The sequence below is a fragment of the Proteiniclasticum ruminis genome (assembly GCF_900115135.1).
Classification (GTDB): domain Bacteria; phylum Bacillota; class Clostridia; order Clostridiales; family Clostridiaceae; genus Proteiniclasticum; species Proteiniclasticum ruminis_A.
In genome coordinates, this window is record NZ_FOVK01000001.1 from 301,186 (window position 1) to 327,429 (window position 26,244).

24 protein-coding genes and 2 other annotated features are annotated in these 26,244 nt (G+C 43.2%); of the genes, 16 read left to right on the top strand and 8 right to left on the bottom strand.

What is annotated here, in order from left to right; all coding sequences use genetic code 11:
- Window positions 1-28 precede the first annotated feature (28 nt).
- From BM243_RS01380 to BM243_RS01390, 3 genes are all read left to right on the top strand, one after another.
- On the top strand, window positions 29-4,312 hold the full coding sequence (locus tag BM243_RS01380) for a 2-hydroxyacyl-CoA dehydratase (RefSeq protein WP_074909363.1): 4,284 nt from the start codon (window positions 29-31) through the stop codon (window positions 4,310-4,312).
- Window positions 4,313-4,324: 12 nt separating this feature from the next.
- Window positions 4,325-4,540 (top strand) — a binding site (T-box leader).
- 103 nt (window positions 4,541-4,643) lie between these two features.
- Window positions 4,644-7,280 carry a valine--tRNA ligase gene (locus BM243_RS01385; protein ID WP_074909366.1) on the top strand — a complete coding sequence of 879 codons (2,637 nt, stop codon included), beginning with the start codon at window positions 4,644-4,646 and terminating at the stop codon, window positions 7,278-7,280.
- Window positions 7,281-7,379: 99 nt separating this feature from the next.
- Entirely contained in the window at window positions 7,380-8,684 is a 1,305-nt protein-coding gene (locus BM243_RS01390) for a bifunctional folylpolyglutamate synthase/dihydrofolate synthase (RefSeq protein ID WP_074910877.1), read from the top strand.
- A 56-nt stretch (window positions 8,685-8,740) separates the two neighbouring features.
- Here BM243_RS01390 and BM243_RS01395 read toward each other — a convergent pair whose 3' ends face one another.
- Window positions 8,741-9,265, bottom strand: coding sequence for a DUF4364 family protein (locus tag BM243_RS01395; protein WP_074909369.1), 525 nt, complete (start codon window positions 9,263-9,265; stop codon window positions 8,741-8,743).
- A gap of 205 nt (window positions 9,266-9,470) precedes the next feature.
- Here BM243_RS01395 and BM243_RS01400 point away from each other — a divergent pair, with 205 nt between their 5' ends.
- The 5 genes from BM243_RS01400 to BM243_RS01415 all read left to right on the top strand — a co-directional run bounded on the left by BM243_RS01400 (window position 9,471) and on the right by BM243_RS01415 (window position 12,566).
- Window positions 9,471-10,163: a single-stranded DNA-binding protein gene (locus tag BM243_RS01400; protein WP_074909372.1), complete on the top strand. Its 693-nt coding sequence runs from the start codon at window positions 9,471-9,473 to the stop codon at window positions 10,161-10,163.
- 54 nt (window positions 10,164-10,217) lie between these two features.
- Window positions 10,218-10,385 carry a hypothetical protein gene (locus BM243_RS15170; RefSeq protein ID WP_177213434.1) on the top strand — a complete coding sequence of 56 codons (168 nt, stop codon included), beginning with the start codon at window positions 10,218-10,220 and terminating at the stop codon, window positions 10,383-10,385.
- Window positions 10,386-10,515: 130 nt separating this feature from the next.
- Window positions 10,516-11,247, top strand: coding sequence for a class I SAM-dependent DNA methyltransferase (locus tag BM243_RS01405; protein ID WP_074909375.1), 732 nt, complete (start codon window positions 10,516-10,518; stop codon window positions 11,245-11,247).
- A gap of 1 nt (window position 11,248) precedes the next feature.
- A complete protein-coding gene (gene hslO, locus BM243_RS01410) occupies window positions 11,249-12,133 on the top strand; it encodes an Hsp33 family molecular chaperone HslO (protein WP_074909378.1) in 885 nt (294 codons plus the stop codon).
- Between the two features lie 157 nt (window positions 12,134-12,290).
- Window positions 12,291-12,566: an HU family DNA-binding protein gene (locus tag BM243_RS01415; RefSeq protein ID WP_031576063.1), complete on the top strand. Its 276-nt coding sequence runs from the start codon at window positions 12,291-12,293 to the stop codon at window positions 12,564-12,566.
- Window positions 12,567-12,620: 54 nt separating this feature from the next.
- Here the strand turns inward: BM243_RS01415 and BM243_RS01420 are convergent, their stop codons facing one another.
- From BM243_RS01420 to BM243_RS01435, 4 genes are all read right to left on the bottom strand, one after another.
- The gene (locus BM243_RS01420) at window positions 12,621-14,360 is read right to left on the bottom strand and encodes an NADH-dependent [FeFe] hydrogenase, group A6 (RefSeq protein ID WP_074909381.1); all 1,740 of its coding nucleotides are present in this window, start codon (window positions 14,358-14,360) and stop codon (window positions 12,621-12,623) included.
- Window positions 14,361-14,365: 5 nt separating this feature from the next.
- On the bottom strand, window positions 14,366-16,243 hold the full coding sequence (locus BM243_RS01425) for an NADH-quinone oxidoreductase subunit NuoF (RefSeq protein ID WP_074909384.1): 1,878 nt from the start codon (window positions 16,241-16,243) through the stop codon (window positions 14,366-14,368).
- A gap of 1 nt (window position 16,244) precedes the next feature.
- Complete coding sequence (locus BM243_RS01430) at window positions 16,245-16,721, bottom strand: NADH-quinone oxidoreductase subunit NuoE family protein (RefSeq protein WP_074909387.1); 477 nt, start codon at window positions 16,719-16,721, stop codon at window positions 16,245-16,247.
- Between the two features lie 308 nt (window positions 16,722-17,029).
- Entirely contained in the window at window positions 17,030-17,365 is a 336-nt protein-coding gene (locus BM243_RS01435; RefSeq protein ID WP_074909389.1) for a hypothetical protein, read from the bottom strand.
- Between the two features lie 203 nt (window positions 17,366-17,568).
- Window positions 17,569-17,788 (top strand) — a binding site (T-box leader).
- Between the two features lie 41 nt (window positions 17,789-17,829).
- Between BM243_RS01435 and thrS the strand changes: the two genes are divergently transcribed.
- From thrS to BM243_RS01450, 3 genes are all read left to right on the top strand, one after another.
- On the top strand, window positions 17,830-19,839 hold the full coding sequence (gene thrS / locus BM243_RS01440) for a threonine--tRNA ligase (protein ID WP_074909392.1): 2,010 nt from the start codon (window positions 17,830-17,832) through the stop codon (window positions 19,837-19,839).
- A gap of 4 nt (window positions 19,840-19,843) precedes the next feature.
- Entirely contained in the window at window positions 19,844-20,233 is a 390-nt protein-coding gene (locus BM243_RS01445) for an HNH endonuclease signature motif containing protein (RefSeq protein WP_074909395.1), read from the top strand.
- A 123-nt stretch (window positions 20,234-20,356) separates the two neighbouring features.
- Entirely contained in the window at window positions 20,357-20,983 is a 627-nt protein-coding gene (locus BM243_RS01450; RefSeq protein ID WP_074909398.1) for a glycerol-3-phosphate acyltransferase, read from the top strand.
- A 60-nt stretch (window positions 20,984-21,043) separates the two neighbouring features.
- On the opposite strand, the gene ndk is transcribed toward BM243_RS01450, so the two are convergent.
- Entirely contained in the window at window positions 21,044-21,439 is a 396-nt protein-coding gene (gene ndk, locus BM243_RS01455; RefSeq protein WP_074909403.1) for a nucleoside-diphosphate kinase, read from the bottom strand.
- Window positions 21,440-21,562: 123 nt separating this feature from the next.
- On the opposite strand from ndk, the gene BM243_RS01460 reads away from it, so the two are divergent.
- A complete protein-coding gene (locus tag BM243_RS01460; RefSeq protein WP_431602432.1) occupies window positions 21,563-22,033 on the top strand; it encodes a DNA-deoxyinosine glycosylase in 471 nt (156 codons plus the stop codon).
- A 35-nt stretch (window positions 22,034-22,068) separates the two neighbouring features.
- On the opposite strand, the gene BM243_RS01465 is transcribed toward BM243_RS01460, so the two are convergent.
- Both BM243_RS01465 and BM243_RS01470 read right to left on the bottom strand, forming a co-directional pair.
- Window positions 22,069-22,506: a DUF2680 domain-containing protein gene (locus tag BM243_RS01465; RefSeq protein ID WP_074909409.1), complete on the bottom strand. Its 438-nt coding sequence runs from the start codon at window positions 22,504-22,506 to the stop codon at window positions 22,069-22,071.
- 97 nt (window positions 22,507-22,603) lie between these two features.
- Complete coding sequence (locus BM243_RS01470; protein WP_074909412.1) at window positions 22,604-22,897, bottom strand: hypothetical protein; 294 nt, start codon at window positions 22,895-22,897, stop codon at window positions 22,604-22,606.
- Between the two features lie 176 nt (window positions 22,898-23,073).
- Between BM243_RS01470 and BM243_RS01475 the strand changes: the two genes are divergently transcribed.
- The 4 genes from BM243_RS01475 (at window position 23,074) to rpmI (ending at window position 26,244) form a co-directional block, all read left to right on the top strand.
- Window positions 23,074-23,778 carry a response regulator transcription factor gene (locus tag BM243_RS01475; RefSeq protein WP_074909415.1) on the top strand — a complete coding sequence of 235 codons (705 nt, stop codon included), beginning with the start codon at window positions 23,074-23,076 and terminating at the stop codon, window positions 23,776-23,778.
- Entirely contained in the window at window positions 23,768-25,258 is a 1,491-nt protein-coding gene (locus tag BM243_RS01480) for a sensor histidine kinase (protein WP_074909418.1), read from the top strand. The genes BM243_RS01475 and BM243_RS01480 overlap by 11 nt, the downstream gene beginning before the upstream one ends.
- A 274-nt stretch (window positions 25,259-25,532) precedes the next feature.
- Window positions 25,533-26,024, top strand: coding sequence for a translation initiation factor IF-3 (gene infC / locus BM243_RS01485; RefSeq protein WP_431602433.1), 492 nt, complete (start codon window positions 25,533-25,535; stop codon window positions 26,022-26,024).
- A gap of 22 nt (window positions 26,025-26,046) precedes the next feature.
- Window positions 26,047-26,244, top strand: a complete 198-nt coding sequence (rpmI, locus tag BM243_RS01490; protein ID WP_031576107.1) for a 50S ribosomal protein L35 — start codon at window positions 26,047-26,049, stop codon at window positions 26,242-26,244.

A 26,244-nucleotide genomic window follows, 5' to 3' on the forward strand; every position in this document is an offset into this window, starting at 1 on the left:
ACAACAAAGACGGAGCAGGTGAGTCTTCATGCTGGATAAAATATATTTAGGGCTGGACGTTGGATCCACAACAGTAAAAGCTGTTGTTACAGATAAGAATCATCGGATGATCTATCATTCGTATGAACGTCATTTTTCAGATATCAGAAGTACCGTGGTGAATGTCATGCAAAGGATCCACGATGCCTTTGGAGACAGGGAAGTCTATGTGGCTGTGACAGGTTCTGGTGGCCTGTCTGTTTCTTCCTGGCTGAAAATTGACTTCATCCAGGAAGTGATCGCATCAACAAAGGCTGTAGAAGCCATGATTCCCGATACAGATGTTGCCATAGAGCTGGGGGGAGAGGATGCGAAAATCACCTATTTCAAAGGCGCTGTAGAACAGAGAATGAACGGCACCTGTGCAGGTGGTACCGGTGCTTTCATCGATCAGATGTCTTCTCTTCTCAAAACAGATGCCCAGGGACTGAACAAACTGGCAGAAAATGCCACTTATATTTATCCCATCGCTGCACGATGTGGTGTGTTCGCAAAAACAGATCTTCAGCCGCTGCTCAATGAAGGAGCAAGAAAGGAAGACCTAGCTGCTTCCATCTTCCAGGCAGTAGTGAATCAGACCATCTCTGGTCTTGCCTGCGGAAGAAAAATTGAAGGAAAGATTGCCTTTCTTGGAGGGCCACTGCATTTTCTTCCAGAGCTGCGAAAACGCTTCATAGAGACTCTTCAGTTGAAGGCGGAGGACATCCTGGAGCCGGAAAATGCAGAGCTCTATGTTGCCTTAGGTGCCGCTTTAAGCTCAGAAGGAAACTATCCTCATGAGCTCAATCTCCTGATGCAAAGAGCAGGGAAACTGAAAGATGTATTTCAAAAAGAAGTCCACAGACTTCCCGCACTGTTTAAGAGCGAGGAGGACTACCAGACATTCCAGGAGAGACATCACAGCGCACAGGCTGCCCGAAAACCCCTTGCCTCTCATAAAGGTGCTGCTTTTCTAGGCATTGATTCAGGCTCCACCACAAGCAAGGTGGTGCTCACAGATGAGGACCTCAATATCCTGTACTCCTATTACGGAAGCAATCAGGGTGACCCGCTGCAAGAGATTCTGAAAGTTCTGAAGGAGCTTTATCATCTTCTGCCTGACGATGTTCATATCGCCCATTCAACAGTAACAGGGTACGGCGAAGGTCTCCTGAAGGCTGGACTGGGGATTGACACTGGCGAGATTGAGACCATAGCCCACTACGAGGCAGCAAACCACTTTCTTCCAGGAGTGGATTTCATCTTGGACATTGGTGGACAGGATATGAAGTGTCTCCGGATCAAAGATGGTGCCATCGATTCGATTCTATTGAACGAAGCCTGTTCTTCAGGATGCGGATCCTTTATCGAAAGTTTTGCAGAATCCCTGGGAAGCAGTGTGAAGAGCTTCGCGAAAGCTGCAGTGTCTTCCAGTGAACCTGTGGATCTTGGTTCCAGATGTACTGTTTTCATGAACTCCAGAGTAAAACAAGCCCAAAAAGAAGGTGCAAGCCTTTCTGATATCAGCGCTGGGCTTTCTTATTCTGTCATCAAAAATGCACTCTTTAAAGTCATTAAAGCCAGAGACCCCAAATCCATGGGAGAGAAAATCATTGTACAGGGTGGTACCTTCTACAATGACAGCGTTCTTCGTGCTTTTGAGCTTATTTCTGAAAGGGAAGCCATTCGTCCGGATATTGCAGGACTCATGGGTGCCTTTGGCGCAGCAAAAATATCAAGGGATCGTTATACCGGTAAAGAAACTACACTGCTATCTCTTAGCGAACTCGACTCCCTTCATCCCAAAACTGAAATGAGAAGGTGTAAACTTTGCAATAACCACTGTCCTCTAACCATCACTTTCTTTAAAGAAGGACAAGAGGAGTATATTACTGGTAACCGTTGTGAAAGACCATTGTCATCCAAAAACACACGAGAAAAACTCCCAAATCTTTATGACTATAAATACCAGAGAACCTTCCGCTACAAACCTTCTACAAAAGTGGAGGAGAGCAGAGGTACTGTGGGAATTCCTAGGGTGCTGAATCTTTTTGAGAACTATCCATTCTGGGCTGCTTTTTTTGACAGTCTCAAGTTCCGGGTGGTGCTTTCCCCCGCTTCCTCCAAGACTCTTTATGAAAAAGGGATGAGCAGCATACCATCAGAATCAGTGTGCTATCCCGGAAAGCTGACCCATGGACATATTGCTTCGCTGGCGGAGAAGAATGTAGATTTTATCTTCTATCCCTGTATCCCCTACGAGGAGAAAGAAGACACAGGTGCCAGCAACCACTATAACTGTCCAGTGGTCACTTCTTACCCAGAAGTAATCAAAAACAATATGGATGTTCTTCACTTAAACAAGGTGAAATTTCTTCATCCGTTCCTGAACCTTCAGGATCAGAAGCACCTCTCGAAAAAACTATACGATGTCCTTTCAAAGCACTACCCCATCTCTCTTTCAGAAGTAAAGGAAGCTGTGCGAAAAGGGTATATTGAGGTGGAATCCTATAAGAAGGATATCCGCCAGAAAGGCGAAGAAGTGGTCCGGTATCTGGATGAAACGGGTCATAAGGGCATTGTTCTTGCAGGAAGACCTTACCATGTGGATCCAGAAGTGCATCATGGCATTCCGAATCTGATCATAGAGCAGGGGATGGCTGTACTGACTGAAGACTCTGTAGCGCATCTGTCTCAGGTAGAACGGCCACTTCGCGTGGTGGATCAATGGACCTATCATAACAGGCTCTACCGTGCAGCTGCCTATGTAAGCAAAAAAGAGAATCTGGAGCTCGTTCAGCTCACAAGTTTCGGCTGTGGTCTTGATGCAGTAACCAGCGATCAGGTGGAAGAAATTCTCAGAAGCAAAAACAAACTGTTCACCCTCCTGAAGATTGATGAGGGCAACAATCTTGGTGCTGCAAGAATCCGAATCCGGTCACTCAAGGCAACCATGGAAGAACGGATCCGCAATGGGATCCATTCAACCGATGCGCCGCTGACCTATGACCGGCCTCTCTTCACCAAAGAAATGAAAGAAAAACATACCATCCTATGTCCACAGATGTCACCCATACATTTCCGTTTCGTGGAAGCTGTTCTCAAGAACCAGGGCTTCCATGTGGTGGTGCTTCCGGATACGGACTTTGCAGCAGTGGATGAAGGGCTGAAATATGTTAATAATGATGCCTGCTACCCCTCCATTCTGGTGGTGGGGCAGATGATCAAAGCGCTGAAAAGCGGGGAGTATGACGTAAACAACACGTCCTGCCTCATCACACAGACTGGAGGTGGCTGCCGGGCTACAAATTATGTGGCATTTCTCAGAAAAGCCCTGAAAGATGCCGGATTTTCTCAAATCCCTGTGATTCCGCTGTCCGTTCAGCAGTTTGAGAAACATCCCGGAATGAACCTGGATCTGAAAACACTGAGCGGCGCTCTTCAGGCGCTGCTATATGGCGATCTTCTCATGAGAGTGCTTTATCGGGTTCGCCCGTATGAAGTCATCAAAGGTTCTGCCAATGCACTCTACGAGACCATGAGCCAAGAAGTGGAAGAAGCTCTCAAGAATCCAACCGTCTCATCCTTCAAAAAACAGGTCCGAAGAATCGTGGATCTTTTTGATACCTTGGAACTGAAAGAGACTGTGAAGCCAAAGGTGGGTCTGGTGGGAGAAATCCTAGTGAAATTCCATCCTACTGCCAATAATTCTGTTGTTCAGGTCATTGAAGAGAATGGGTGTGAAGCCGTAATGCCAGACCTGACAGATTTTCTACTCTACTGTGCCTACAATAATGTGGCAAAGCATGAGGATCTTCATCTCAGTCTCGGAAAGGCTATGGCAAGCAAAGCTGTCATCGGGCTGATTGAGAGTATCCGAAGACCGATGAAAGAAGCACTCACCGCATCCAAGAGGTTCCATGCACCCAGCAGGATTGAACATCTTGCTGCAATCACAAAAGATATCGTACAGATCGGAAATCAGACGGGTGAAGGATGGTTTCTGACGGGTGAAATGCTGGAGCTCATTGAAGAAGGGGTGGAGAACATCATCTGTATGCAGCCCTTTGCCTGCCTTCCAAATCATATTACCGGAAAAGGGGTCATCAAAAAACTCCGCGAAGAAAATGAGAACGTGAACATCACAGCCATCGATTATGATCCCGGTGCCAGTGAGGTCAATCAGCTGAACCGAATCAAGCTCATGCTTTCCATCGCATTCAAGAACCTGGAAAAGAATCAGGACATCGACGCCAAGGAAAACCGCTTGACAATCCTCAAGAGGCAGATATAATGAGAATATATGTGAAATGCGCTGAAAAAGAGGAGTATCCATGAGGATGTGCCAGAGAGGAAAACCCCAAGGCTGAAAGGTTTTCTCATTTGAACCGTGGAGAAGGTAGCTTTTGAGCTTCTGGACTGAACTTTTATCTGTAAGTCCAGACGGTTGTTCCCAACCGTTATGTTTTGAGAGCCCATGGAAGTGGGAATAAAGGTGGTACCGCGAGTCTTCGTCCTTTTTCAGGATGAAGACTCTTTTTTTTTACACATTTTTCAGTATGCATATAGCTATGTTTGTACATTTTCTGTCCATGTGGGACGGAGCAATTCACTAGGAGGAACTTATGGAAAAGAAAAATCTCAACACAACGTACAACCCAAAGGATTTTGAGAAAAGACTCTATGAACACTGGCTGGAGAAAGATTACTTCACCGCCAAGGTGAATCCGGACAAAAAACCTTACACCATCGTGATGCCGCCACCAAATATCACCGGAAAACTGCACATGGGTCATGCACTGGATCTCACGCTTCAGGATATGCTCATCAGATTCAAGAGAATGCAGGGCTTTGAGACTTTATGGCTTCCCGGCGAAGACCATGCATCCATTGCCACAGAGGTCCGGGTGGAAAATGAGCTTCTGAAGGAAGGTATCATAAAAAAAGAAATCGGCCGCGAAGCTTTTCTCGAAAAAGTGTATGAATGGTCCGAAGAATATCGCGGAAAAATCAGAGATCAGATCAAGAAACTGGGCTCTTCCTGTGATTTCACAAGAGAAGCCTTCACCATGGACGATAATCTTTCCAGAGCAGTCCGCGAGGTTTTTGTAAAACTATACAATGATGGACTGATCTACCGTGGAGACAGAATCACCAACTGGTGTCCAAAGTGCCAGACGGCTCTCTCAGACGCGGAAATTGAATATGTGGAGACACAAGGCAACTTCTGGCATTTCAGATATCCTCTGACAGATGGAACCGGATATCTGGTCATCGCCACCACAAGACCTGAAACCATGCTTGGTGATACGGCTGTCGCTGTTCATCCTGATGATGAAAGGTTCCAGCACCTGGTTGGAAAAACGCTCACACTGCCCCTCATGAACCGAATCATACCCATTGTGGCTGATGATTACGTGGACAAAGAGTTTGGTACAGGCTGCGTAAAGATTACCCCAGCCCACGATCCAAATGACTTCCATGTGGGAGCCAGACATCATCTGGAAGCCATCAAAGTTCTGGATGACCGTGGGGTTGTCAACGAACTGGGTGGAAAATACCAAGGAATGGACAGATATGAGGCAAGAAAAGCCATTGTCAAGGATATGGAAGAGCTTGGACTATTAGATAAAATCCAGCCTCATGTCCATAACGTCAACACCCACGACAGATGTGGCACTGTTATAGAGCCCATCATGTCCAAACAGTGGTACGTTGAAATGAAGCCTCTGGCAGGACCTGCCATTGAATCGGTAAAATCCAGGAAAACAAACTTTGTCCCAGAGCGTTTTGAGAAAACATATTTCCACTGGCTGGAGAATATTCAAGACTGGTGTATTTCCAGACAGCTCTGGTGGGGCCATAGGATACCAGTTTGGTACTGTGATGACTGTCATGAGATCAACGTGTCCAATGATGCTCCTTCATCCTGTAAAAAGTGTGGAAGCACAAATCTCAGAGAAGAGGAAGATGTGCTGGATACCTGGTTCAGTTCTGCTTTATGGCCATTTTCCACTCTAGGATGGCCAAATGAGACAGAAGATCTCAAGTATTTCTATCCAACTTCAACCTTGGTCACCGGCTATGATATCATTCCATTCTGGGTCATGAGAATGATGTTCTCCGGACTTTACAACATGAAGGAAATCCCATTTGATACTGTCTTTATCCATGGTATCGTGAGAGATTCCCAGGGCAGAAAGATGAGTAAGTCCTTAGGCAACGGTGTAGATCCACTTCTCACCATCGACGAGTATGGCGCAGATGCCTTGAGATTCATGCTGATCACAGGAAATGCCCCAGGAAGCGACATCCGTTTCTATCCTGAACGGGTAGAGGCTGCAAGAAACTTTGCCAACAAGCTCTGGAACGCATCCAGATTTGTACTCATGAATTTGGATGATACCCTGCTTGAAACCTACAAAGAGAGCGAGAACTACAGCTTAGCCGACCGCTGGATCCTATCCAAGATGAACCATCTGATCGAGGAAGTCACGGAGAACTTCGAGAAATTCGAGCTTGGCATCGCTCTGGCAAAAGTCTATGACTTCATCTGGAATGAGCTCTGTGACTGGTATATAGAACTGGTGAAACCTGTATTCTATAATGGGACCGACGAGGAGAAGGGCGTCAGCTACCGCGTGATCCGGGAAGTGCTCATCAAGTCCCTGAAGCTTCTTCACCCAACCATGCCTTTTATCACCGAAGAGATTTACTCCTTCCTGAATGATGAAGAAACCATCATGAAGGCACCATGGCCAGAAGCAGAGAAAACCTTCATGGATCCTGCCATTGAAGACACCATGGGTGGCATCATTGAAGCCATAAAGAGCATCCGAAATCTCCGCGCTGAAATGAATGTGCCAAATAAGAGAAAGACCATGCTGAACATTCTGCCAAACAGCGGAAAAGAAGAAGCCTTCAAAAACTCCAGAGATTACCTGATAAAGCTTGCCTATGCAGAAGACATCACTCTGCTTGAGACAGCACCTGCAGAAGAGGGCAGTGTAACTCTGGTCACATCCACGGCAAAGATCTATATTCCACTCTTGGATCTTGTAGACAGAGAAAAAGAGCTGGAACGTCTCGAAAAAGAAAAACAGAAGCTGCAGTCGGAAATCGAACGTGTCAGCAAAAAACTGAACAATGAAAAATTCCTGGCCAATGCAAAAGAGGATGTGGTTCAGGAAGAACGAGCCAAAGGGGAGAAGTATCAGTCCATGCTGGATGCTGTCCTTGAAAGAATTGGCGCATTACGTTAAGTACAGAGAGGGAAGATGGAAACATCTTCCTTTTTCTTGATTCTATGGTAGAGTTCATTATAATGAAGATAGAAAACTGGAAGGAATTTGGTGAATGCCTTGAATTATCAGGAAACATTACAGAATCTGCATAGTATTCCCAGAAGAAAAAAAGAAAATGATCTGAAGAGAATGGAAAGGCTTATGGAGCTTCTTGGCGATCCGCAAAACTCTCTTCAATGTGTGCATGTTGCGGGCACTAACGGAAAAGGATCCATCTCCAAAATGATTGCCCATAGTCTCGCCACCAGCGGATATCACGTCGGGCTGTTCACCTCACCTTATATCATTGAATTCAGAGAAAGAATCGCGGTGAACGGTAATTTAATCGAAGAAGAAGAGGTTATCAATTACTACAGGATTGTCGAAAAGAGAATCGAAACACTTCTTCAGGAAGGCTTCGGTCATCCTTCCGAATTTGAAGTGGTCACAGCCATGGCCTTCATGTACTTCAAAGAAAAAAAAGTGGATGTCTGTGTCATAGAGGTTGGGATAGGGGGACGTTATGATGCCACCAATGTGCTGCTGCCCATTTTATCGGTGATCACCTCCATTTCTATGGATCATGTAAGTCAGCTTGGAAATACACTTCATGAAATTGCCATGCATAAAGCCGGTATCATAAAATCAGCTCCAGTGATTTCTTCCACACAAAAGCAGGAAGCCAGAGAGGTTCTCTGCAGTGAAGCGACTAAAAAACAAACAGGCATCACCTTTGTCGAACCGACCATGTATGAATTTCTTGAACTGGAAGGGTTCAGACAGAAAATCCGTTTGAAGATGGATGACATTCCGCCTTTCACTGCAAGACTGAATCTTCTTGGCACCTATCAGCTGGAGAACGCCGCCACTTCAGTTCTGGCGCTCCTGACACTTCAAAAGTCAGGCTACCAAAAACTGACTGTGGAATCCATCAAAAAAGCGCTAGAAACAGTCACTTGGATCGGCCGTATGGAAATTGTGGAAGAAGAGCCCTTGACTTTGATGGATGGGGCTCATAATGAGGATGGGGCAATACGGCTCATCGAAAGCATCCAGTCCTATTTTCCGGATAAAAAGATACTTCTATTGCTGGGTATGCTGAAAGATAAGGATGTATCTGCTGTCACAAAACTCCTTACAGAGACTGCATCAAAATGTTACCTTCATACACCAGATGATTTCCGGGCACTTCCGGAGAATGAGCTGGCGTCCTACATTCCACCTGAAAAACCATACTTTCTTTGTCATACAGTAGCAAAAGCTTACAAAAAAGCTGTAGAGGACTTTACGGAAGGAGATCTCATCCTCTCCACAGGTTCACTCTATACCATTGGAGATATGAAGACCGCTGTAAAACAGATTCGGGAAGAACCCATCGAATAAGCTTAACAGTAGAAAAGTCCGAAGGAAAACAGCCATTCTGCTTCCTTCGGACTTTTCTACTGTCCTTTTTTACTGAGCTCCTTATATAGAAGCTCATAAATCTTTGTGGACTCTTTCTTCCATGTCTGAACGGATTTTTCTGCTGTTTCCTTCGTTGGCACATTCATACTGATCCGTATCAATTCATCTTTGTTTTCAAAGGCACTCAGTATCACTTGGAATGTACCGTGAGGACCCTCACTGATTTCATGAGTAATGGTGGTCTCTCTGATTAAATGGTTGATGTTTTCCGTAAGATAGGTATCAATGACCTTTTTCTTCCGATCGGGTATTCTATCCTGAAACATACCAAGAACACTCTTTCCCTGATCTGAAATCACCACAGCTTCCTTATCATGAACAACATCCAGAAGCACCAGTCCGGTCTTTATGAGTTCCTCAATGTACTGCTGCAGTTCAAAATAATTGATGTACATACATTCCAGAATAATATTGGAAAACTGAGTTTTCGTAAGAATCAGTTTGGACTGATTCAATGTATACAAAATTAATAGTTTATTCTCTGCTAAAGCGTTGTCCATAATCTCCTCCTTAACACTATTTCCATGATACTCAAAAAACACGGACATGACAACTGAAAAAGTAGGAGAAGCCTTTGTGAAATAATTCCATATTTTTATGATATATTTCAGAGATGACTTGTAATCGAATACAAGTTTGTTATAATTAAATGTAGAACTTTTACAAAAGTGACGTGTATATGGAACAAATGGGGGGAATCGCAACTTGGAAGCAACAAATGATAACATTGTCATCCTAGAAGGTCTTTTTGTACAACCACCTGAATTCAGCCATGAACTCTTTGGGGAAGAGTTCTATACCGGATTATTCTCTGTAAACCGGTTGAGTGATTCAAAGGATGTTTTAAACATAACCATATCCAAAAAGCTGCTGCCTGAGAACGAAAGCCTTTTGGAACGATACACTAAAATCACCGGGCAGCTCAGAAGCTACAATAAAATGGTAGGATCAAAAAACAAGCTGCTCCTTACCGTTTTTGCAAGAGATATTGAGTTTCCAGAAGATCACGCAGAAGAGCCTAATCTCATTGAGCTTACAGGATATATCTGCAAGGATCCCATTTACAGAATGACACCCTTTGGCAGAGAAATTACAGATTTATTGTTGGCTGTGAACAGACAGTTCAATAAAACCGACTACATCCCTGTGATTGCCTGGGGTCGTAACGCAAAGTTCACTAAGAATATGCAGGTAGGGGATATGTTGAGAATCACAGGAAGACTCCAGTCCCGAGGGTATACGAAAACCTATCCTGATGGACGGACAGAAGATAAAGTCGCTTATGAGGTTTCATCATCTTCGATACAGAAAGCAAGTTCTGTAAACGATTTATTCGGAAATGATGAAGATTCTGAAGAGAATGATAAAAATCTGAATATATCATATTTTCCATATTGACATCCTTTCTAATGAGCCTATAATTACATATTATAGATGAATAGAGGGATATTTATGGATAAAAGCTTACTTCTATTCCAAGGCGTAGTGATACTCCTGATGCTTTTCGCAGCTGTACTTTTCATTCTGGATCAGGCTTATCTGCAAGGCATCCTGTACATCGCCATTGGTTTTGTATTTCTTGTTTTTTCTCTAAGTGGGAGAAAGAAGAAATCTCAATAGCACACCTAATAAAGACTGCTGAACAGCAGTCTTTTTTTGCACCTCTTTCAGCGCTAGGATAAAACTGTGATTTATGATAAAATACTAGAATCATAACTGCATATAGTAACTTGGAAGGAACTGTGATGAAATGGAAAGTTATCGTGATTTTTCGAGAATTTATGATATGCTGATTCAGGAGGATATCTGTTATGAGGATATCGCATCCTTTATCTTAGAAAACACAGAGAGTAAACACCGTTACCTGGATCTTGGGTGCGGAACTGGCACTTTATCGATGCTCATTGCCAGACATTTTCAGGAGACATATCTTGTGGATCTGTCACCAGATATGCTTACGGAAGCAGTATCAAAGTTCACTGAAGCTGGATTACACCATAAAGCTTATGCCTTATCCATGGAAGAGATTGATTTCCGGAAAGAATTTGATCTTGTGACTTCTTCCATCGATGCGCTTAATTATCTTCTGGAGGAAGACCAGATACAAGAGGTGTTCAAAAAGGTTTTTGACCATCTTACACCAGATGGTGTATTTATCTTTGATGTCCAGTCTCCTTATAAAATAAAAGAGATACTTGGAAATCACGACTTTGTGTATACCACGGATGATCTGGTCTATACCTGGGAGAACTTCCTGGATGATGACATTGTGGAGATGTCTTTGAACTTCTTCATTCAAAATGGTGATCTTTATGAGCGTATTGAGGAGTTTCACATGGAGCGCGCCTATGAGTCAGATCTTCTGATTTCACTGCTTGACTCTGCTGGCTTCAAAAGTATCGAACTATATGACAATTATTCAAAAAACAAACCAGTGCAAACCACAGAACGATGGACGATTATTGCAAGAAAGAGGGAATAAAATGGACAAACTGATACACGCAATGGCTAAAGAAGGCAGTGTTAGAATCATCGCTGCCGAAACAACTGCACTCGTGAACGAGGCAGTGAAAAACCACAATACGATGCCTACTGCAACGGCTGCTTATGGAAGAATGCTTACCGCTGGTGCGATGATGGGTTCCATGCTGAAAGGCGAACAAGACTCAGTCACCGTTCAGATAAACGGTGGAGGCATCTCTGGCGGCATTCTCGTCACCGGACGCTCCGAAGGGCGGGTGAAAGGCTATATCGTGAATCCTGACGCAGATATGGTGCACAATGATCTTGGAAAGCTCAATGTTTCCGGAATCATCGGTCTGGATGGCAAACTCACGGTGATTACAGATTTGGGAATGAAAGAGCCCTATGTGAGTTCTGTACCCATCTATACTGGTGAAATCGCAGAAGATCTGGCCTATTATTATACGGTCTCTGAACAGACTCCCTCTGCTGTGGCTTTAGGGGTTCTTGTCGATGTAGACGGCAGTGTGATGAAATCCGGAGGTTTTATCATACAGATGATGCCTGGCGCCGACGAAATGCTGGCAGATCTTATCACGTATCGCTTGGAGGAAATTCCAAGCTTGACCACATTGCTTCGTGATGGAAATTCCATTCTAGAAGTGCTTCAGTTTATTTTCGAAGACATGGACTTGCAGATTCTTACAGAAGGCACACCTGTCCTTTATTGTGACTGTACTAGAGAGCGAGTTGAAAAAGCCTTCATTTCCATCGGAGAAGAAGAACTGACAAAGCTTTATGATGAAAATAAAGAAGAGGAACTGGTCTGCCATTTCTGTAACACAAAGTATGATTTCACCCATGAAGATATTGGAAATCTTCTCAAAGAGATCAAACAGGACTAACACCGAATCCATGTTCCTGAATATTGATACAGTATTTTGAAACCCTTTAACTCAAAAAAGAGTGCGGTTCAGGAACAAAATCTCGTGAAGCACTTGATTTCTAAGGTGAATTCTGTTTTAATAATCTTTGTGTTCAGAAATAAGGAGGACTATGTAAATGAATAAAGCACAACTCGTAACCAAGATTGCAGAAAAAACAAACTTCACAAAAAAGGATTCTGAAAAGGTTCTGAAAGCTACCATCGAGAGCATCGTAGAAGCTCTAACAGAAGGTGATAAGGTACAGCTTTCCGGATTCGGTACTTTTGAAGTTAAGAATAGAAAAGCTAGGGTAGGAAGAAATCCTAAGACCAACGAAGAAATTCAGATTCCAGAGTTCAAGCAGCCAGCATTCAGAGCAGGCAAAGACCTCAAAGATATCATCAACAAGTAAAAAGTAATTCAAAATAAAAGAGCAGCGGTTGCTGCTCTTTTTGCTTGGGTTATTTTACTTTTCTCTTTCGAAGTACTTGGTGTGAAGGAGCTTGTGCGCCATCTCTCCACCAGGTTCTCCGAGGAATTCTTTATAAAGATCCTGAATGTATGGATTTTCATGGGACATTCTGATGCTCTGACTCTGGTCGATTGCATAGACTCCCTTTGCTCTCTCTTTAAGAATCTCCAGATCCCCATGATGGTAGGGTTGTCCACCACCGCCTATACAGCCTCCAGGACAAGCCATAATCTCGATGGCATGGTAGTTGCTCTTTCCTTTTCTGATGTTCTCCAGAAGCGTTCTCGCGTTTCCAAGGCCATTGGCAATGGCGATGTTCAGTTTCAGGTCTCCGATTTCAACGGTTGCCTCACGGAGTCCTTCCATTCCACGCACTTCATTGTAGTCAATCTTATCAATTGCGCCGCCTGTGAGCTGAACTGCTGCGGTTCTGAGCGCCGCTTCAATAACTCCGCCTGTGGTGCCGAAGATCTGTGCTGCACCTGAAGATTCTCCTAGTGGATTGTCATATTCGGAGTCTTCCAGCATGAGGAAATTCATTCCTGCTTCTTTGATCATCCTTCCAAGCTCTCTGGTGGTGATAACGACATCCACGTCCTTTACTCCGCCATACTCAAGCTCTGGTCTTTCTGCCTCATATTTCTTTGCTACACAAGGCATGACTGAAACCACCACAACATCTTTGGGGTCGATGTTCATTTTCTTTGCGAAATAATGCTTTGTGATGGCCCCAAACATCTCGTGAGGGGACTTACAGCTGGATGGAATATCCAATAGATCCGGGAACTGATGTTCAAAGAACTTCACCCAGGCAGGGCAGCAGCTGGTAAGGATTGGTAGCTTTTTATTGTTCTGGATCCTATTGATCATCTCGTGGGCTTCTTCCATAATGGTCAAATCCGCAGCGAAATTTGTATCAAAAACATAACTGAATCCAAGATTCTTGAGGGCTGTGACCATCTTTCCAGTCACTACAGCTCCAGGCTCGAGACCGAAAAGCTCACCAATGGCTACACGCACCGCAGGAGCCACTTGCACAACCACTGTTTTTGATTTGTCCGCTAGTTCATTCCATACTTTGGACACATTGTCAATTTCAACAAGTGCGCCAGTAGGGCATACAGCTACACACTGACCGCAGAATGTACAGACCGTTTCTCCAAGCGGTGCGTGGAAGGCAGGACCGACAACAGTATCAAACCCACGGTCAAGACCGGAAAGCGCATGCACCGTCTGTACTTCATTACACATGGTTTCACATCTTCTGCAAAGGATACATTTGGAAGAGTCACGATAAATGGCTTTAGAAGACATATCCACAGGGAACAGAGACATCTCACCTTCGTAATGAACCTGCTTTATGCCCAAATCTGCTGAAATCTTCTGCAGCTCACATTCCTGATTCTTTAAGCACACCAGACAATCCTTTGGATGATCGGATATGAGAAGCTCCACCATGGTTCTTCTAGCCTTAATGGAACGGATGGTATCTGTCTTGATCTTCATGCCTTCATATACTGGTGTGGAACAAGCTGGAGCAAGATTTCTTCTTCCTTCCACTTCAACAACACAAGCTCTGCAGGATGCCACTTTATTCACCATCTTGATGTTGTGAAGGTCCAAATGGCAAAGGGTAGGGATTTTGATATTCAGAGTTTCTGCTGCCTGCAAAATGGTGAAATCTGCAGGAACCTGAATCTCCTTATTATTAATGGTGATATTGACCATAACGATTCCTCCTAAACAATTTGAACTGCCTTAATAGGCTTCACTGGACAAGCGGTGTAACAAGCACCACATTTGATGCATTTTTCCTGATCAATGACATGTTTCTCTCTGACTTTTCCTGAAATTGCATCCACTGGACATGCTCTAGCGCATTTTGTACAGCCGATACACGCATCTGAAATCACATAGCGCATCAGGTCTCTACATACTCCTGAAGGACATCGTTTCTCTATAATATGAGCACGGTATTCATCCTCAAAAAACTTAATTGTGCTTAAGATTGGATTTGGCGCAGTCTGTCCAAGTCCACACAAAGAGGTGTCCTTAATGGTTTCCGAAAGGTTCTTGAGCTTCTCAAGGTCAGCTTCTTCACCTTTTCCTTGAGTGATTCTTTGTAGGATTTCAAGAAGTCTCTTGTTACCAACTCTACATGCAGTACATTTACCGCAGGATTCTTCTACAGTGAAGTCCAGATAGAATTTGGCGATATCCACCATGCAGTTCTCTTCATCCATGACAATCATTCCACCAGAACCCATCATGGATCCGATGCGGCTCAAAGACTCATAGTCAATAGGAGTATCCAGATCTTTCTCTGTGATACAACCACCTGAAGGGCCTCCTGTCTGGACCGCCTTGAAGGCATGCCCACCTTTAATTCCTCCACCGATTTCATAGATGATTTCTCTCAAGGTGATGCCCATGGGAACTTCCACAAGACCTACATTGTTGATCTTTCCTGCCAAAGCAAATACTTTGGTTCCTTTTGAGAACTCTGTTCCGATGGAAGCATACCATTCAGCACCCTTCTGGAAAATCACAGGAATATTCGCAAGAGTCTCCACATTGTTTACACAGGTTGGCTTTCCGAAAAGACCTGACTCAGAAGGGTAGGGAGGCTTTGACACAGGTTCTCCACGGTGACCTTCTATACTCTGAATGAGAGCTGTTTCTTCACCACATACAAAAGCTCCTGCACCATACTTAATCTCCAGGTCAAAATCAAATCCGGTATTCAGTATGTTTTTGCCGAGAAGATTGTATTCTTTCGCCTGTGCTATGGCAATCTTGAGCCTCTTAATGGCTAGGGGATATTCTGCTCTGATATAAACAATACCCTTATTTGCACCTATTGCAAATCCGCCAATCGCCATGGCTTCAATGATGCTGTGCGGATCTCCCTCCAGAATAGAACGGTCCATAAACGCTCCTGGATCTCCTTCATCAGCATTACAAACCATATACTTTTCTGAACCTGGGCTTCTTAATGTCATACCCCATTTGGATCCTGTAGGATATCCACCGCCGCCACGTCCACGCAGTCCTGAATCCTTCAGATGGTTCACCACATCGATGGGCTGCTTGTTTGAAAGAATGTCTGCCAAAGCAACATATCCATCATTGGCGATATACTCCTCAATTCTTTCAGGATCGATGAGACCGCAGTTTCTTAAAGCAATTCTATTCTGCTTGCCATAGAAGTCCATATGATGCTGAGTATCAATTTTCTTCTTGGTCTTTGGATCCACATAGAGAAGACGTTCTACAATCTCACCTTCCATAAGGTGGTTGGAGATGATCTCATCCACATCGGATACCTTAACTTCAGTATAAAAAACATCATCAGGATATACTTTAACAATGGGACCTTTTTCACAGAACCCGAAGCAACCGGTTATATGGCAAGTCGCTTTATCCGACATGTTGCGCTTTTTCAGCTCGTCATTGAACTCCTGTACGATTTCTTTACTCATGGCACTGTGGCAGCCTGTTCCCGCACACACAAGGATTTCTCTTTTTCCAGTGACTGCTTCCACATTCTTTCTCAGGAAGAGAAGGCCTTGGCTCTGCTCTCTTACTTTCTGTAGATCTTCAATACTTCTTAGCATATTACACCTCACACTCACTGATGATCTTAGCTACATCAGCGCTTTCAACTCTTCCGTAGACTTTATCATTGACCATGACAACTGGAGCCAATCCACAAGCTCCTACACAGCGTAAGGAATCAATGGTATAGAGACCATCAATGGAGGTTTCTCCTGATTTCAATCTCAGCTGGGACTCCAGTTCTCTCAGAATCTTATCTGCACCACGTACAAAGCAGGCGGTACCCATACAGACATTGATGACATTTTTGCCTCTAGGTTCCGTTGTAAAATAGGAATAGAAGCTCACCACGCCATAGATCTTAGCTCTTGGGACCCCAAGCTTATCACTGATATGAGCCACCAGCTCTTCCGAGATGTATCCGAAGAGGTTTTGGGCCTTATGAAGCACTTCGATGAGGTCAGATTCTTTTGCATGAATTTCATCAATAAAAGTGTCCAGCTCCTGGATTTTTGGATTTTCAAGTAAACTACACATTAATTCTCCCCCTTGTTAAATAATTGCCAAACAATATTAATTATAGCCCGAGAGTACCATCAAATCAATGGAAAGCGCTTCAATTCAGTACAATTTACACTATTGTCAAATTATTGTCATTTTAATTCGGAAAAAAGCATTTGTTGTCAGTTGATGCTATGAGAAATGGGGCAAACGTGATTTTTATTTCCTACTAAAACACTAAGAAATCCAGCATTTTCAACGGTTTTCATATAATGAAAAACAGGCGGAAACTCTCCGAGAAGTACCATTGTCTACTCCAGAAGTCCTACCTGATCTGTCTGCTATTATTCGAAAAAAGATTCACAATCGCTGTTCATGATAAAAATTGATACATCATCCACTTTGGTACCCGAAAAAATATTGATTTCATCCTTCAGGATCTGTGCCAATGCTTTTTTCTCTTCCAGCACTAGTGGAGGACAGGAAACCACATCAATGTGAATGAAATCTCCTAAATTAGGCTCCATATCAGATCGGAACTCCGATTCATAAAAAATGACACGAACGTCCTGATCGGGCAAGGAAAAGCGTCCTGCCACACGAAAGACGATGCTTTTAATGAGCCGGTTTTTTCTTTCATGGCCACTGCACCGCGGAAAATGAAGTGAAATAGTAAGCATCTGAAAACCTCCTTATACTCCTTCATTATACTTTGAAAAGTGTCCTAAAAAAAGACTGTAAACGTTTATTTTTTTCTTGGTTCCAAAGAAGATTACGGTGCTGAAGTTTTCCAAAAAAGAAAGACACCTAAATCCTTGCATTAGATGACTTCTTCCGTTGACGATGCTTTTTTTATCCGCTATAATAAAGGAAATTCAATATCATCAACATGATGAACAGGACGAGTACTTATTAGAACTCTCAAAGAGAAGGAAACCAAGGCTGGAAGTTTCCAGTGAGTTCTACTAACGAAGACCCCCTGGGAGTGGAGCACGAGGATACTTTTTATATAAGTGCTTCCGTTTGCCGCGTTAAGGCGTAGAGTGATAATAAAGTATATCTTTATTTTAATTAGGGTGGAACCGCGACGACTCGTCCCTTTCTTTGGGACGGGTCTATTTTTATTTATACAGGAGGAATGGAAATGATCAACATTACATTAAAAGACGGAAATGTCATAGAGCTTGAAAAAGGCTCCACAGTAAAAGATGCCGCATTTGCAATCTCATCTGGCCTCGGCAGAGCTGCCATGGCAGGAAGGGTCAACGGGGAGCGTGTAGACCTTCGGTTCCCGCTGGAAGAAGACTGTACTCTTGAAATCAGAACTTTTGATGATGAAGACGGACAGCATGCGTTCCGGCATACCTCTTCTCATATACTTGCGCTAGCAGTGAAGAGACTATATCCAGAAGTGAAACTGGCCATTGGACCAGCCATCGCAGACGGATACTACTATGACTTCGATAAAGAAGGCAGTTTCTCTGCGGAGGATCTGCTGAAGATCGAAGAAGAAATGAAGAAAATCGTAAAAGAAGATCTGAAACTGGAAAGATATACTCTTTCTAGAGAAGAAGCCATCGCGCTCATGAAGGAGATCGATGAGCCTTATAAAGTGGAGCTCATTGAAGATCTTCCTGAAGATGAAGTATTGTCCTTCTACAAGATGGGAGAGTTCGTGGATCTGTGCGCTGGACCTCATATCACATCCACAAAGCTGGTGAAGGCATTTAAGCTGACCCAGGTGGCAGGAGCTTATTGGAGAGGTTCTGAAAAGAACAAAATGCTGACAAGAATCTATGGCACCTCATTCCCTAAAAAAGCAGACCTGGATGAATACCTTTTAAGAGTAGAAGAAGCAAAGAAAAGAGACCACAACAAGATCGGAAGAGAGCTCGGCATCTTCACATCTTCCGAACTGATTGGCCAGGGCCTTCCACTGTTCAAGAAAAATGGAACCAAAATTCTCCAGGTCATGAAGAGATTCATAGAGGATCTGGAAGAAAGCAGAGGCTATGAGTTTACTCAAACACCTCTGATGTCCAAGTCTGATCTGTTTAAAATTTCCGGACACTGGGATCATTATAAAGATGGCATGTTCATCATGTGTCAGGACCCTCATGGTCATGGAGACCTGTTCGGTGACGACGTTGAAGGGGAAGTCATGGCTTTAAGACCAATGACCTGTCCTTTCCAATTTGCCATTTATAATTCTGATCAGCACAGCTATAGAGACCTGCCCGTAAGAATGGGTGAAACCTCCACACTGTTCAGAAATGAATCCTCAGGAGAGATGCACGGTTTAACAAGAGTCCGCCAGTTCACCATTTCAGAAGGTCATCTCATCGTAAGACCGGATCAGCTGGAAGAAGAGTTCAAAGGGGTTCTTGATCTTACCAATTATGTCATGGAAGTCTTGGGCATTAAAGATGACATTACCTATAGATTCTCCAAATGGGATCCAAAGGATACGCACAAATACATCAATAACCCTGAAGCTTGGGAAGCGACACAGAACACCATGAGAGAGATCCTCGACCATGCGGGCGTGAATTATGTGGAAGCAGATGGGGAAGCGGCTTTCTATGGTCCAAAACTTGACCTTCAGATGAAAAATGTACATGGCAAGGAAGATACCATCATCACAGTTCAGATCGACTTTGCTCTTCCTGGCAGATTCAACATGACTTATGTGGATAAAGACGGGCAGAAGAAACACCCCATCGTCATTCATAGAACCTCCATCGGGTGTTATGAAAGAACTTTGGCCATCCTCATTGAAAAGTATGCGGGCGCAATGCCACTATGGCTTGCTCCAGTCCAGGTAAGACTTCTCCCCATCTCAGAAAAATATCATGATTATGTGGAAGAAGTGCTGGCGCTCATGAAGAAAAAGGGAATCCGCGCAGAAATGGATGAAAGAAACGAAAAGATCGGCTACAAAATTCGAGAAGCTAGAAATGAAAGGATTCCATATTTTGTGGTCATTGGAGAACAGGAGCAGCAAGACGGTACATTATCTGTAACCAGCAGAGAAAAGGGTGATGAAGGAAAAGTATCCATGGAAGATTTTATCAACCGAATTGTCATGGAAGACGAAACCAAGTTCAACTATCATTTTGCTGAAAAAGCTGACGAAACAAAGGGTGAGAACTAAAGTTTTGAATCCTTGCTATGTTTGTGGAAAAAAAGGAGACAGGCATCACATCATTCATAAAGAAGAGGGTGGGCTTGACTATCCGCTGAACAGGATCTATCTGTGTGATGAGCATCACCGGGGACCTCACGGTCCCCATAAAGATCCCCAGGTGGATGCTTCCTATAAAAAAATGCTCTATGAGAAACTGCATCTTCTTTTCGAAAAATCTTATTATCAGGAAGAGGAGATTAAAACCACCATCCATCTCTCAGCAAGCCTTCTCAGAACGATCACAAAAACACTGAAACGATATAAGGAAGGATACCGGAATCTGGACCTCATAGATTTTCTCATGAGCGGTCATCAGATTTCTGATGAGGTTCTTGAACCCGACCTGTATTTGGACGAATAAGTTTTAATGACCACTGCAGAAAACAGCAGAATAGTCCTAGACTGCTCTAAAGCATTGAAATCATTAGACTGTTCACACCTCAACACAGAATATATGAATCGGACATAGTTCCTTAGGAGACACATGAAAGAAATCATTATTTCCGCTGTCATCGGATATTTGTTGGGCAATATCCAAGCTGCCTATATACTTGGAAAACTGATCAAGAAAGTGGATATCAGGACCATGGGCCAGGGAAATGCTGGGGCATCCAACGCCGTAGAATCTCTTGGCTGGAAGTTCGGGGTACTGGTTGGTATCATTGATGTGCTGAAAGGTGTAGTTTCCATTCTGCTGATTAAGCTGCTCTTTGATGTGAAGCTGAACCCAGATGGTGCCTTTCTTCTTTACCTTGCTGGTTATACAGCAATTTTAGGACATATCTATCCATTTTATATGAATTTTAAGGGAGGGAAGGGTACAGCAACTCTAGTAGGAATCTTGCTTGGTTTGAATCCTCTATATGGTCTCATCGGAATCCTATTTATTGTATCCACCACTCTGCTTACAGACTATATCGTCCTTGGTACCGCTGCGCTGACTACCTATGTGGTGGCTCTGACCTGTCTCAAAGATTTTGGAACAGGTGCCCTCGTCCTGTCCATATTAGGAGCACTCCTTAGTATGTTTCTTCATCGTAAGAACTACAGAAGAATCAAACTTGGCACAGAAACGAGACTGTCACAGGTACTTCATAAAAAGAAGAAATAGGCAGGAGATAGAAAGACCGCTTCAAGTCCAACGACTGAAGCGGTCTTTTCACATGGTTTTCTAAAACCAAATACTGATTTCTTTTTCTGCGTTCTCCAATGAGTCTGACGCATGAACTGTATTCTCTTTATAACTGACACCATATAGATTTCGGACTGTACCTGCTTCCGCTTCTGCGGGATTGGTTTTTCCGTTCAGCACTCTTACTTTCTCAATGGCATTTTCACCCTCCAGCACTAAAGCTACCAAAGGACTTCTTGTGATGTAGGATATAAGTGGCTCAAAGTAATCTCTACCCTCATGCTCCTTATAATGCTCCGTTGCGGTCTCCACATCCGCATGGACCATGCGAAGTTTAGTGACTTTCAGGCTGTTTGCTTCATAAAGTGCTATAATGTTGCCGATGAGGTTTCTTTCCACCGCATCAGGTTTGATCAGTACCAAGGTGTTTTCCATAATTATCTCCTATCAAACGTTATTTTAAACCATTATATCAAGGTTTCAATACCTTGTGAAGAGTAAATATACACGGAAAAGAGGGTTCAAATCACGGAAAATCAAATACATCCACTTTCACCAATCTATAATAAATATTCTACGACTCTCATTCTTGGCAGTTTTCCTTCGGTGAAGTCTAGAGCATCTATGTTTTATTACGCGCATCCTCAGAACCGATTCTGGAGGATCTTGCCAAGAATTTATAACAATCATCAGACACTGGAGACTAATGAGGAGAAATCGCAGTTCCTTCTGGAACACAGAATCGCACTTTGGGATGTCCTTCATTCCTGCACGATAGAAGGTTCCTCAGACAGCAGCATCAAAGATGCTGTCCCCAATGACCTGACCTTCCTTCTCGAAAACTCGGACATCCGGCGCATTCTATGTAATGGCACAACGGCCTACAAACTGTTCCAAAAATTTCAGAAGTTTGACCTGGAAAAATCAGTTGAAGTGCTTCAATTACCAAGCACCAGCCCAGCCAATGCAAGATTTTCAGAAGAGACGCTGGAAAAGATCTGGAAAGAAGCTTTGTTACATCATAAATAGAAGGAGATGCATCAGCATCTCCTTCTATTTATAAACTATCTGTTTCTACCAAATCCTCCGAAACCACCATTCATCATACCACGTCCCATGCCTCTTCCAAATCCGAGACCATAATTCTGACCAGCAACTCCACCACCGCATGGACCAGTACCATTTTCGATATTTTCAAGAATTTGATCTGCACGTTCTCTGGAAAGGGTACCTTCCTTCACACGCTCCTCAATGACTTCTTTTTTCTGTTCCAGAACTTCATTTCGGAACTCATCAAGTTTTCCCTCTTCCTCTGCGATCTCATAAAGCATTTTTCCTTCTTCAAAATGTTCATCTTCAATCTCTTCAATGGACTTTCCTGTGATCCCAGCCAGCGCCTCCCAGGGATTGTCATACTTTGCTGCTGCAAATACTGTAAGGGATGTGATTCCCATAGCCACCGCCAATGTGCTGCCTGCAATAATTTTACTGATTTTGTTCATTTTTTACTTCCTCCTTTGGTTGTTCTTTGATTACATCATATGATCCATTTGTGTCTAAAATTTGTTTTTTCTCAAGTAATCCTGTGTTTTTTCAGCTCTACATCTGACAGTGGTGGACATTGGGATTGTTTTCAATCGGACAGTTGTAGATTCCATTTTTTTGTCCATTTCCCGGTACATCTTGCCCCATCATAAGCGCTTTGTGATACTCATGCCTTCTGCTTTTCATGAAATTTTCCATAGCAGGAACTGACTCCTCAGAACCCTCCATTGTCATTTCACCGACTTCAGCAGCACGAACTTCCACAGGAGTGAGAAAAGAGGCCCCCGCAGATACAGCCATAGCCAGCATAAGTGCATTTGTCATAATCATGAATTGTATTTTTTTCATTATTAAACCCTCCAAATTCGTTTTATAAGGTCACTATACAGCGCAATTGTGTTGAAAGTTTGTCTTAAGATAGCATTTTCTGTGTTTCTCTTTTACCCTACAGTCTGAATCATCACAAAAAAAACATATCTCTTCGCTAAAATGATATTATTGAATAGAACAGAAAACAGAAAGGAATGAGTGTCATGAACCTGCTCATCGCAGACGACCATAAACAAATCACATCAATACTAAGTGATTATGCAAAAAAAGAAGGATATACTGTAATGATCGCCAACGATGGCAAAGAAGCGTTAAGTTTGTTCAGTAGGAATACGTTCGATCTGGTGCTTCTTGATGTGATGATGCCGGAGATGGATGGTTTTCAGGTATGCAGAGAAATCAGGAAAACATCTTCTGTCCCCATCATAATGGTCACCGCTAGAGGAGAGGACTTTGAACGCATCATGGGCCTTGATATGGGGGCTGATGATTATATCGTGAAACCTTTTTCCCCAGGGGAAGTCATGGCAAGAATCCGTGCGATTCTTAGAAGGATTTCACCTGACCCAAAAGAAAACCAGGATAAAAACCTCTTAATCTATGACAATCTCACCATTAATATTGAGGAGTTCACTGTACTGATTGAGGCTGAACCCGTATCACTCACAAAAAAAGAGATTGAGATCCTTTATACCATGGCAAAGAACCCCAACAAACTTTTTACACGGGATAATCTTTTAAGCAGTTTATGGGGCTATGATTACTTCGGCGATGCCAGGACTGTAGATTCTCACATAAAAAGACTCCGTGCAAAACTAGACAGCTATCATCATCCAAATTGGGAAATAAAGACGGTTTGGGGGATGGGTTACAAATTTGAGGTGGAACATGAACTATAAAATCACAAGAAAACTGGTTCTTTTTATCGTTTCTTTGCTCCTTCTCTTTTCAGTGCTCATGAGTGTTGTATTTGCGCGCCTTTTTTCCGAACATACTTTAGAATACCATCAGGAGGATCTAAAGATCCGAGCGGAAGCCATAGCTTCAAATCTCACAGAATTTTTGAACTCCACTACAAGTTCTGGTTCCATGGGTATGGGTGGTATGGGCATGGGGATGAACGGCATGAAGGGATATATGCCATATTTGAGAGGGCTAGAGCAGGTTGCCATGGGTAATGTATGGATTGTGGACCGGAATGCTTCTATCATCTATGAATCAAAAGGACTAGAAATCGAGTCCCAAGAGCTTCCACCCACTGCTAATGAAATCATTGAAAAAGCACTTTCTGGCAGCACTTCTTTCAGTGAGACCTTCAGTGACTTTATTGGTATAAAAAGCCTGACTGTAGGGGTGCCCATTCTCAATGATACGCAAGAGGTCATAGGTGCTGTGCTGCTTCATGCTCCTGTGAACAATATTGACTCCTCTATCTTAAGCGGACTGAATATCCTTTTTATTTCAGCAGCCATTGCTTTGGTCCTGGCGATTCTCTTAGGTACACTTTTTTCTTTAAAGTTCATAGCACCCATCAAAAAAATAAATAAGGCAGCATATAAACTATCTGAAGGGGACTATGCTACCCGGACACAAGTGATTCAAAATGATGAAATCGGAGATCTCGCGAAAACTGTAGACCAATTGGCCCTTCGGCTTGATGAAGCATCCAGGGAAAGCAGTAGACTGGAACAGAGCAGACGGGACTTTATCGCCAGTGTCTCACACGAACTGAGAACTCCTGTCACTGTGTTAAGAGGTTCTCTTGAGGCACTGAAGGACGGAATCATTGAAGACGAAGAGCAGAAGAAGCAGTACCAGGATCAGATGTTTCAGGAAGTACTCTCTCTTCAGAGACTGGTGGATGATCTTCTCAGTCTCACAAAGCTTCAGAATCCGGATTTTAAGATCAGCAAAGAACTTCTCAATCTTTCCGAAGTCCTTTCTGATGGTGTGGATGCCATGAAACTAGTAAGTACGGACAAAGAAATCAGCCTGAGCCTTACAAATCCATATTCCTTTATTCCATTCTCAGGGGACTATGGAAGACTTCGCCAAATGTTCATGGCTGTCCTTGATAATGCTATAAAATTTTCACCGAAACGAAGCTCCATTGACATAGAGGTCATTGACCAAGCAACTACAGCAGTGGTGGAAATCAGGGACTATGGTATCGGCATGGAAGAGAAGGTAAAAGCGCATATTTTCGATAAGTTCTTTCAGACCTCTACATCAGAGAACCTGAAGGGAACTGGACTGGGTCTTTCCATTGTCAATGAAATTGCTTTGAGGCATCAGGTGTCCATTGATGTGGAAAGCCGTAAAGGGGAGGGAACCGTCTTTACCTTCACCTTCCTAAAGGAAAAAAATCCCACTACATAATTTTCTTTATTCAAAACCTTGTCAGCGCAAGTTATATCCGGTATGATAGGAGAGTACAAAAATTATTTTCAGGTAGTTGACAGACTATCTGATTATGTTATAATAGTTTGGTACAAGTAGAAACCACCGTTTCTCACCCTACGACTCGCGTTGTATGGTCACAATTCATTCTTTAGTGAATTTGAGGACGGTTTATGCCGTCCTTTTTTAGCGTCTACCGTTAGAAAAGGCATGTTGAATTCCGGAGGTGAAAATTATTAAACAAAACAACCCAATCAATCACGAAATAAGAGAAAAAGAAGTGAGACTTATTTCAAGTGAAGGTGAACAGCTGGGAATCGTCTCATCCAGAGATGCGCTGAAAATGGCTGAAGATCAGAATCTTGATCTCGTTATGATCGCTCCTACAGCTAAGCCACCTGTATGCAAGATTATGGATTACCATAAGTTTACATACGAACAGGCCAAGAAAGAAAAAGAGGCCAAGAAGAATCAGAAGATCATCACCCTAAAAGAAATCCGATTCAGCCCTAAGACCGAAGAGCATGATATCACAATCAAGGCAAACAAGGCACGGGAATTCCTGACAGATGGAGACAAGGTGAAGGTTACTGTGAGGTTTAGAGGCCGCGAAGCCGCCTACGCAGAAAATGGATACAAGATCCTGAGTAATTTCGCATCAAAATTAGAGGATGTCGGTACGATCGAAAAGCCTGCCAAAATGGAAGGTCGTAACATGATCATGATACTGACTCCAAAGAAGTAACAAACTTTAGGAGGAAGAAACGATGCCAAAAATGAAAACCCATAGAGGCGCTGCCAAGAGATTCAGAAAAACTGGAAGTGGAAAGCTGAAGAGAGGAAAAGCTTTCAGAAGTCATATCCTTACTAAGAAGTCTTCCAAGAGAAAGAGAAATCTTAGAAAGACCGGGTATGTTTCTACAACACAAGAAAAGGCAATGAGAAAGTTGCTACCATACCTATAA

Bases quoted from the DNA above. Each gene is read 5' to 3' on its own strand.
- BM243_RS01380 (WP_074909363.1), top strand. From the start codon at position 29: ATGCTGGATAAAATATATTTAGGGCTGGACGTTGGATCCACAACAGTA.
- BM243_RS01385 (WP_074909366.1), top strand. From the start codon at position 4,644: ATGGAAAAGAAAAATCTCAACACAACGTACAACCCAAAGGATTTTGAG.
- BM243_RS01395 (WP_074909369.1), bottom strand. From the start codon at position 9,265: ATGGACAACGCTTTAGCAGAGAATAAACTATTAATTTTGTATACATTG.
- BM243_RS15170 (WP_177213434.1), top strand. From the start codon at position 10,218: ATGGATAAAAGCTTACTTCTATTCCAAGGCGTAGTGATACTCCTGATG.
- BM243_RS01405 (WP_074909375.1), top strand. From the start codon at position 10,516: ATGGAAAGTTATCGTGATTTTTCGAGAATTTATGATATGCTGATTCAG.
- hslO (WP_074909378.1), top strand. From the start codon at position 11,249: ATGGACAAACTGATACACGCAATGGCTAAAGAAGGCAGTGTTAGAATC.
- BM243_RS01415 (WP_031576063.1), top strand. From the start codon at position 12,291: ATGAATAAAGCACAACTCGTAACCAAGATTGCAGAAAAAACAAACTTC.
- BM243_RS01425 (WP_074909384.1), bottom strand. From the start codon at position 16,243: ATGCTAAGAAGTATTGAAGATCTACAGAAAGTAAGAGAGCAGAGCCAA.
- BM243_RS01430 (WP_074909387.1), bottom strand. From the start codon at position 16,721: ATGTGTAGTTTACTTGAAAATCCAAAAATCCAGGAGCTGGACACTTTT.
- BM243_RS01435 (WP_074909389.1), bottom strand. From the start codon at position 17,365: ATGCTTACTATTTCACTTCATTTTCCGCGGTGCAGTGGCCATGAAAGA.
- thrS (WP_074909392.1), top strand. From the start codon at position 17,830: ATGATCAACATTACATTAAAAGACGGAAATGTCATAGAGCTTGAAAAA.
- BM243_RS01450 (WP_074909398.1), top strand. From the start codon at position 20,357: ATGAAAGAAATCATTATTTCCGCTGTCATCGGATATTTGTTGGGCAAT.
- ndk (WP_074909403.1), bottom strand. From the start codon at position 21,439: ATGGAAAACACCTTGGTACTGATCAAACCTGATGCGGTGGAAAGAAAC.
- BM243_RS01465 (WP_074909409.1), bottom strand. From the start codon at position 22,506: ATGAACAAAATCAGTAAAATTATTGCAGGCAGCACATTGGCGGTGGCT.
- BM243_RS01470 (WP_074909412.1), bottom strand. From the start codon at position 22,897: ATGAAAAAAATACAATTCATGATTATGACAAATGCACTTATGCTGGCT.
- BM243_RS01475 (WP_074909415.1), top strand. From the start codon at position 23,074: ATGAGTGTCATGAACCTGCTCATCGCAGACGACCATAAACAAATCACA.
- BM243_RS01480 (WP_074909418.1), top strand. From the start codon at position 23,768: ATGAACTATAAAATCACAAGAAAACTGGTTCTTTTTATCGTTTCTTTG.
- rpmI (WP_031576107.1), top strand. From the start codon at position 26,047: ATGCCAAAAATGAAAACCCATAGAGGCGCTGCCAAGAGATTCAGAAAA.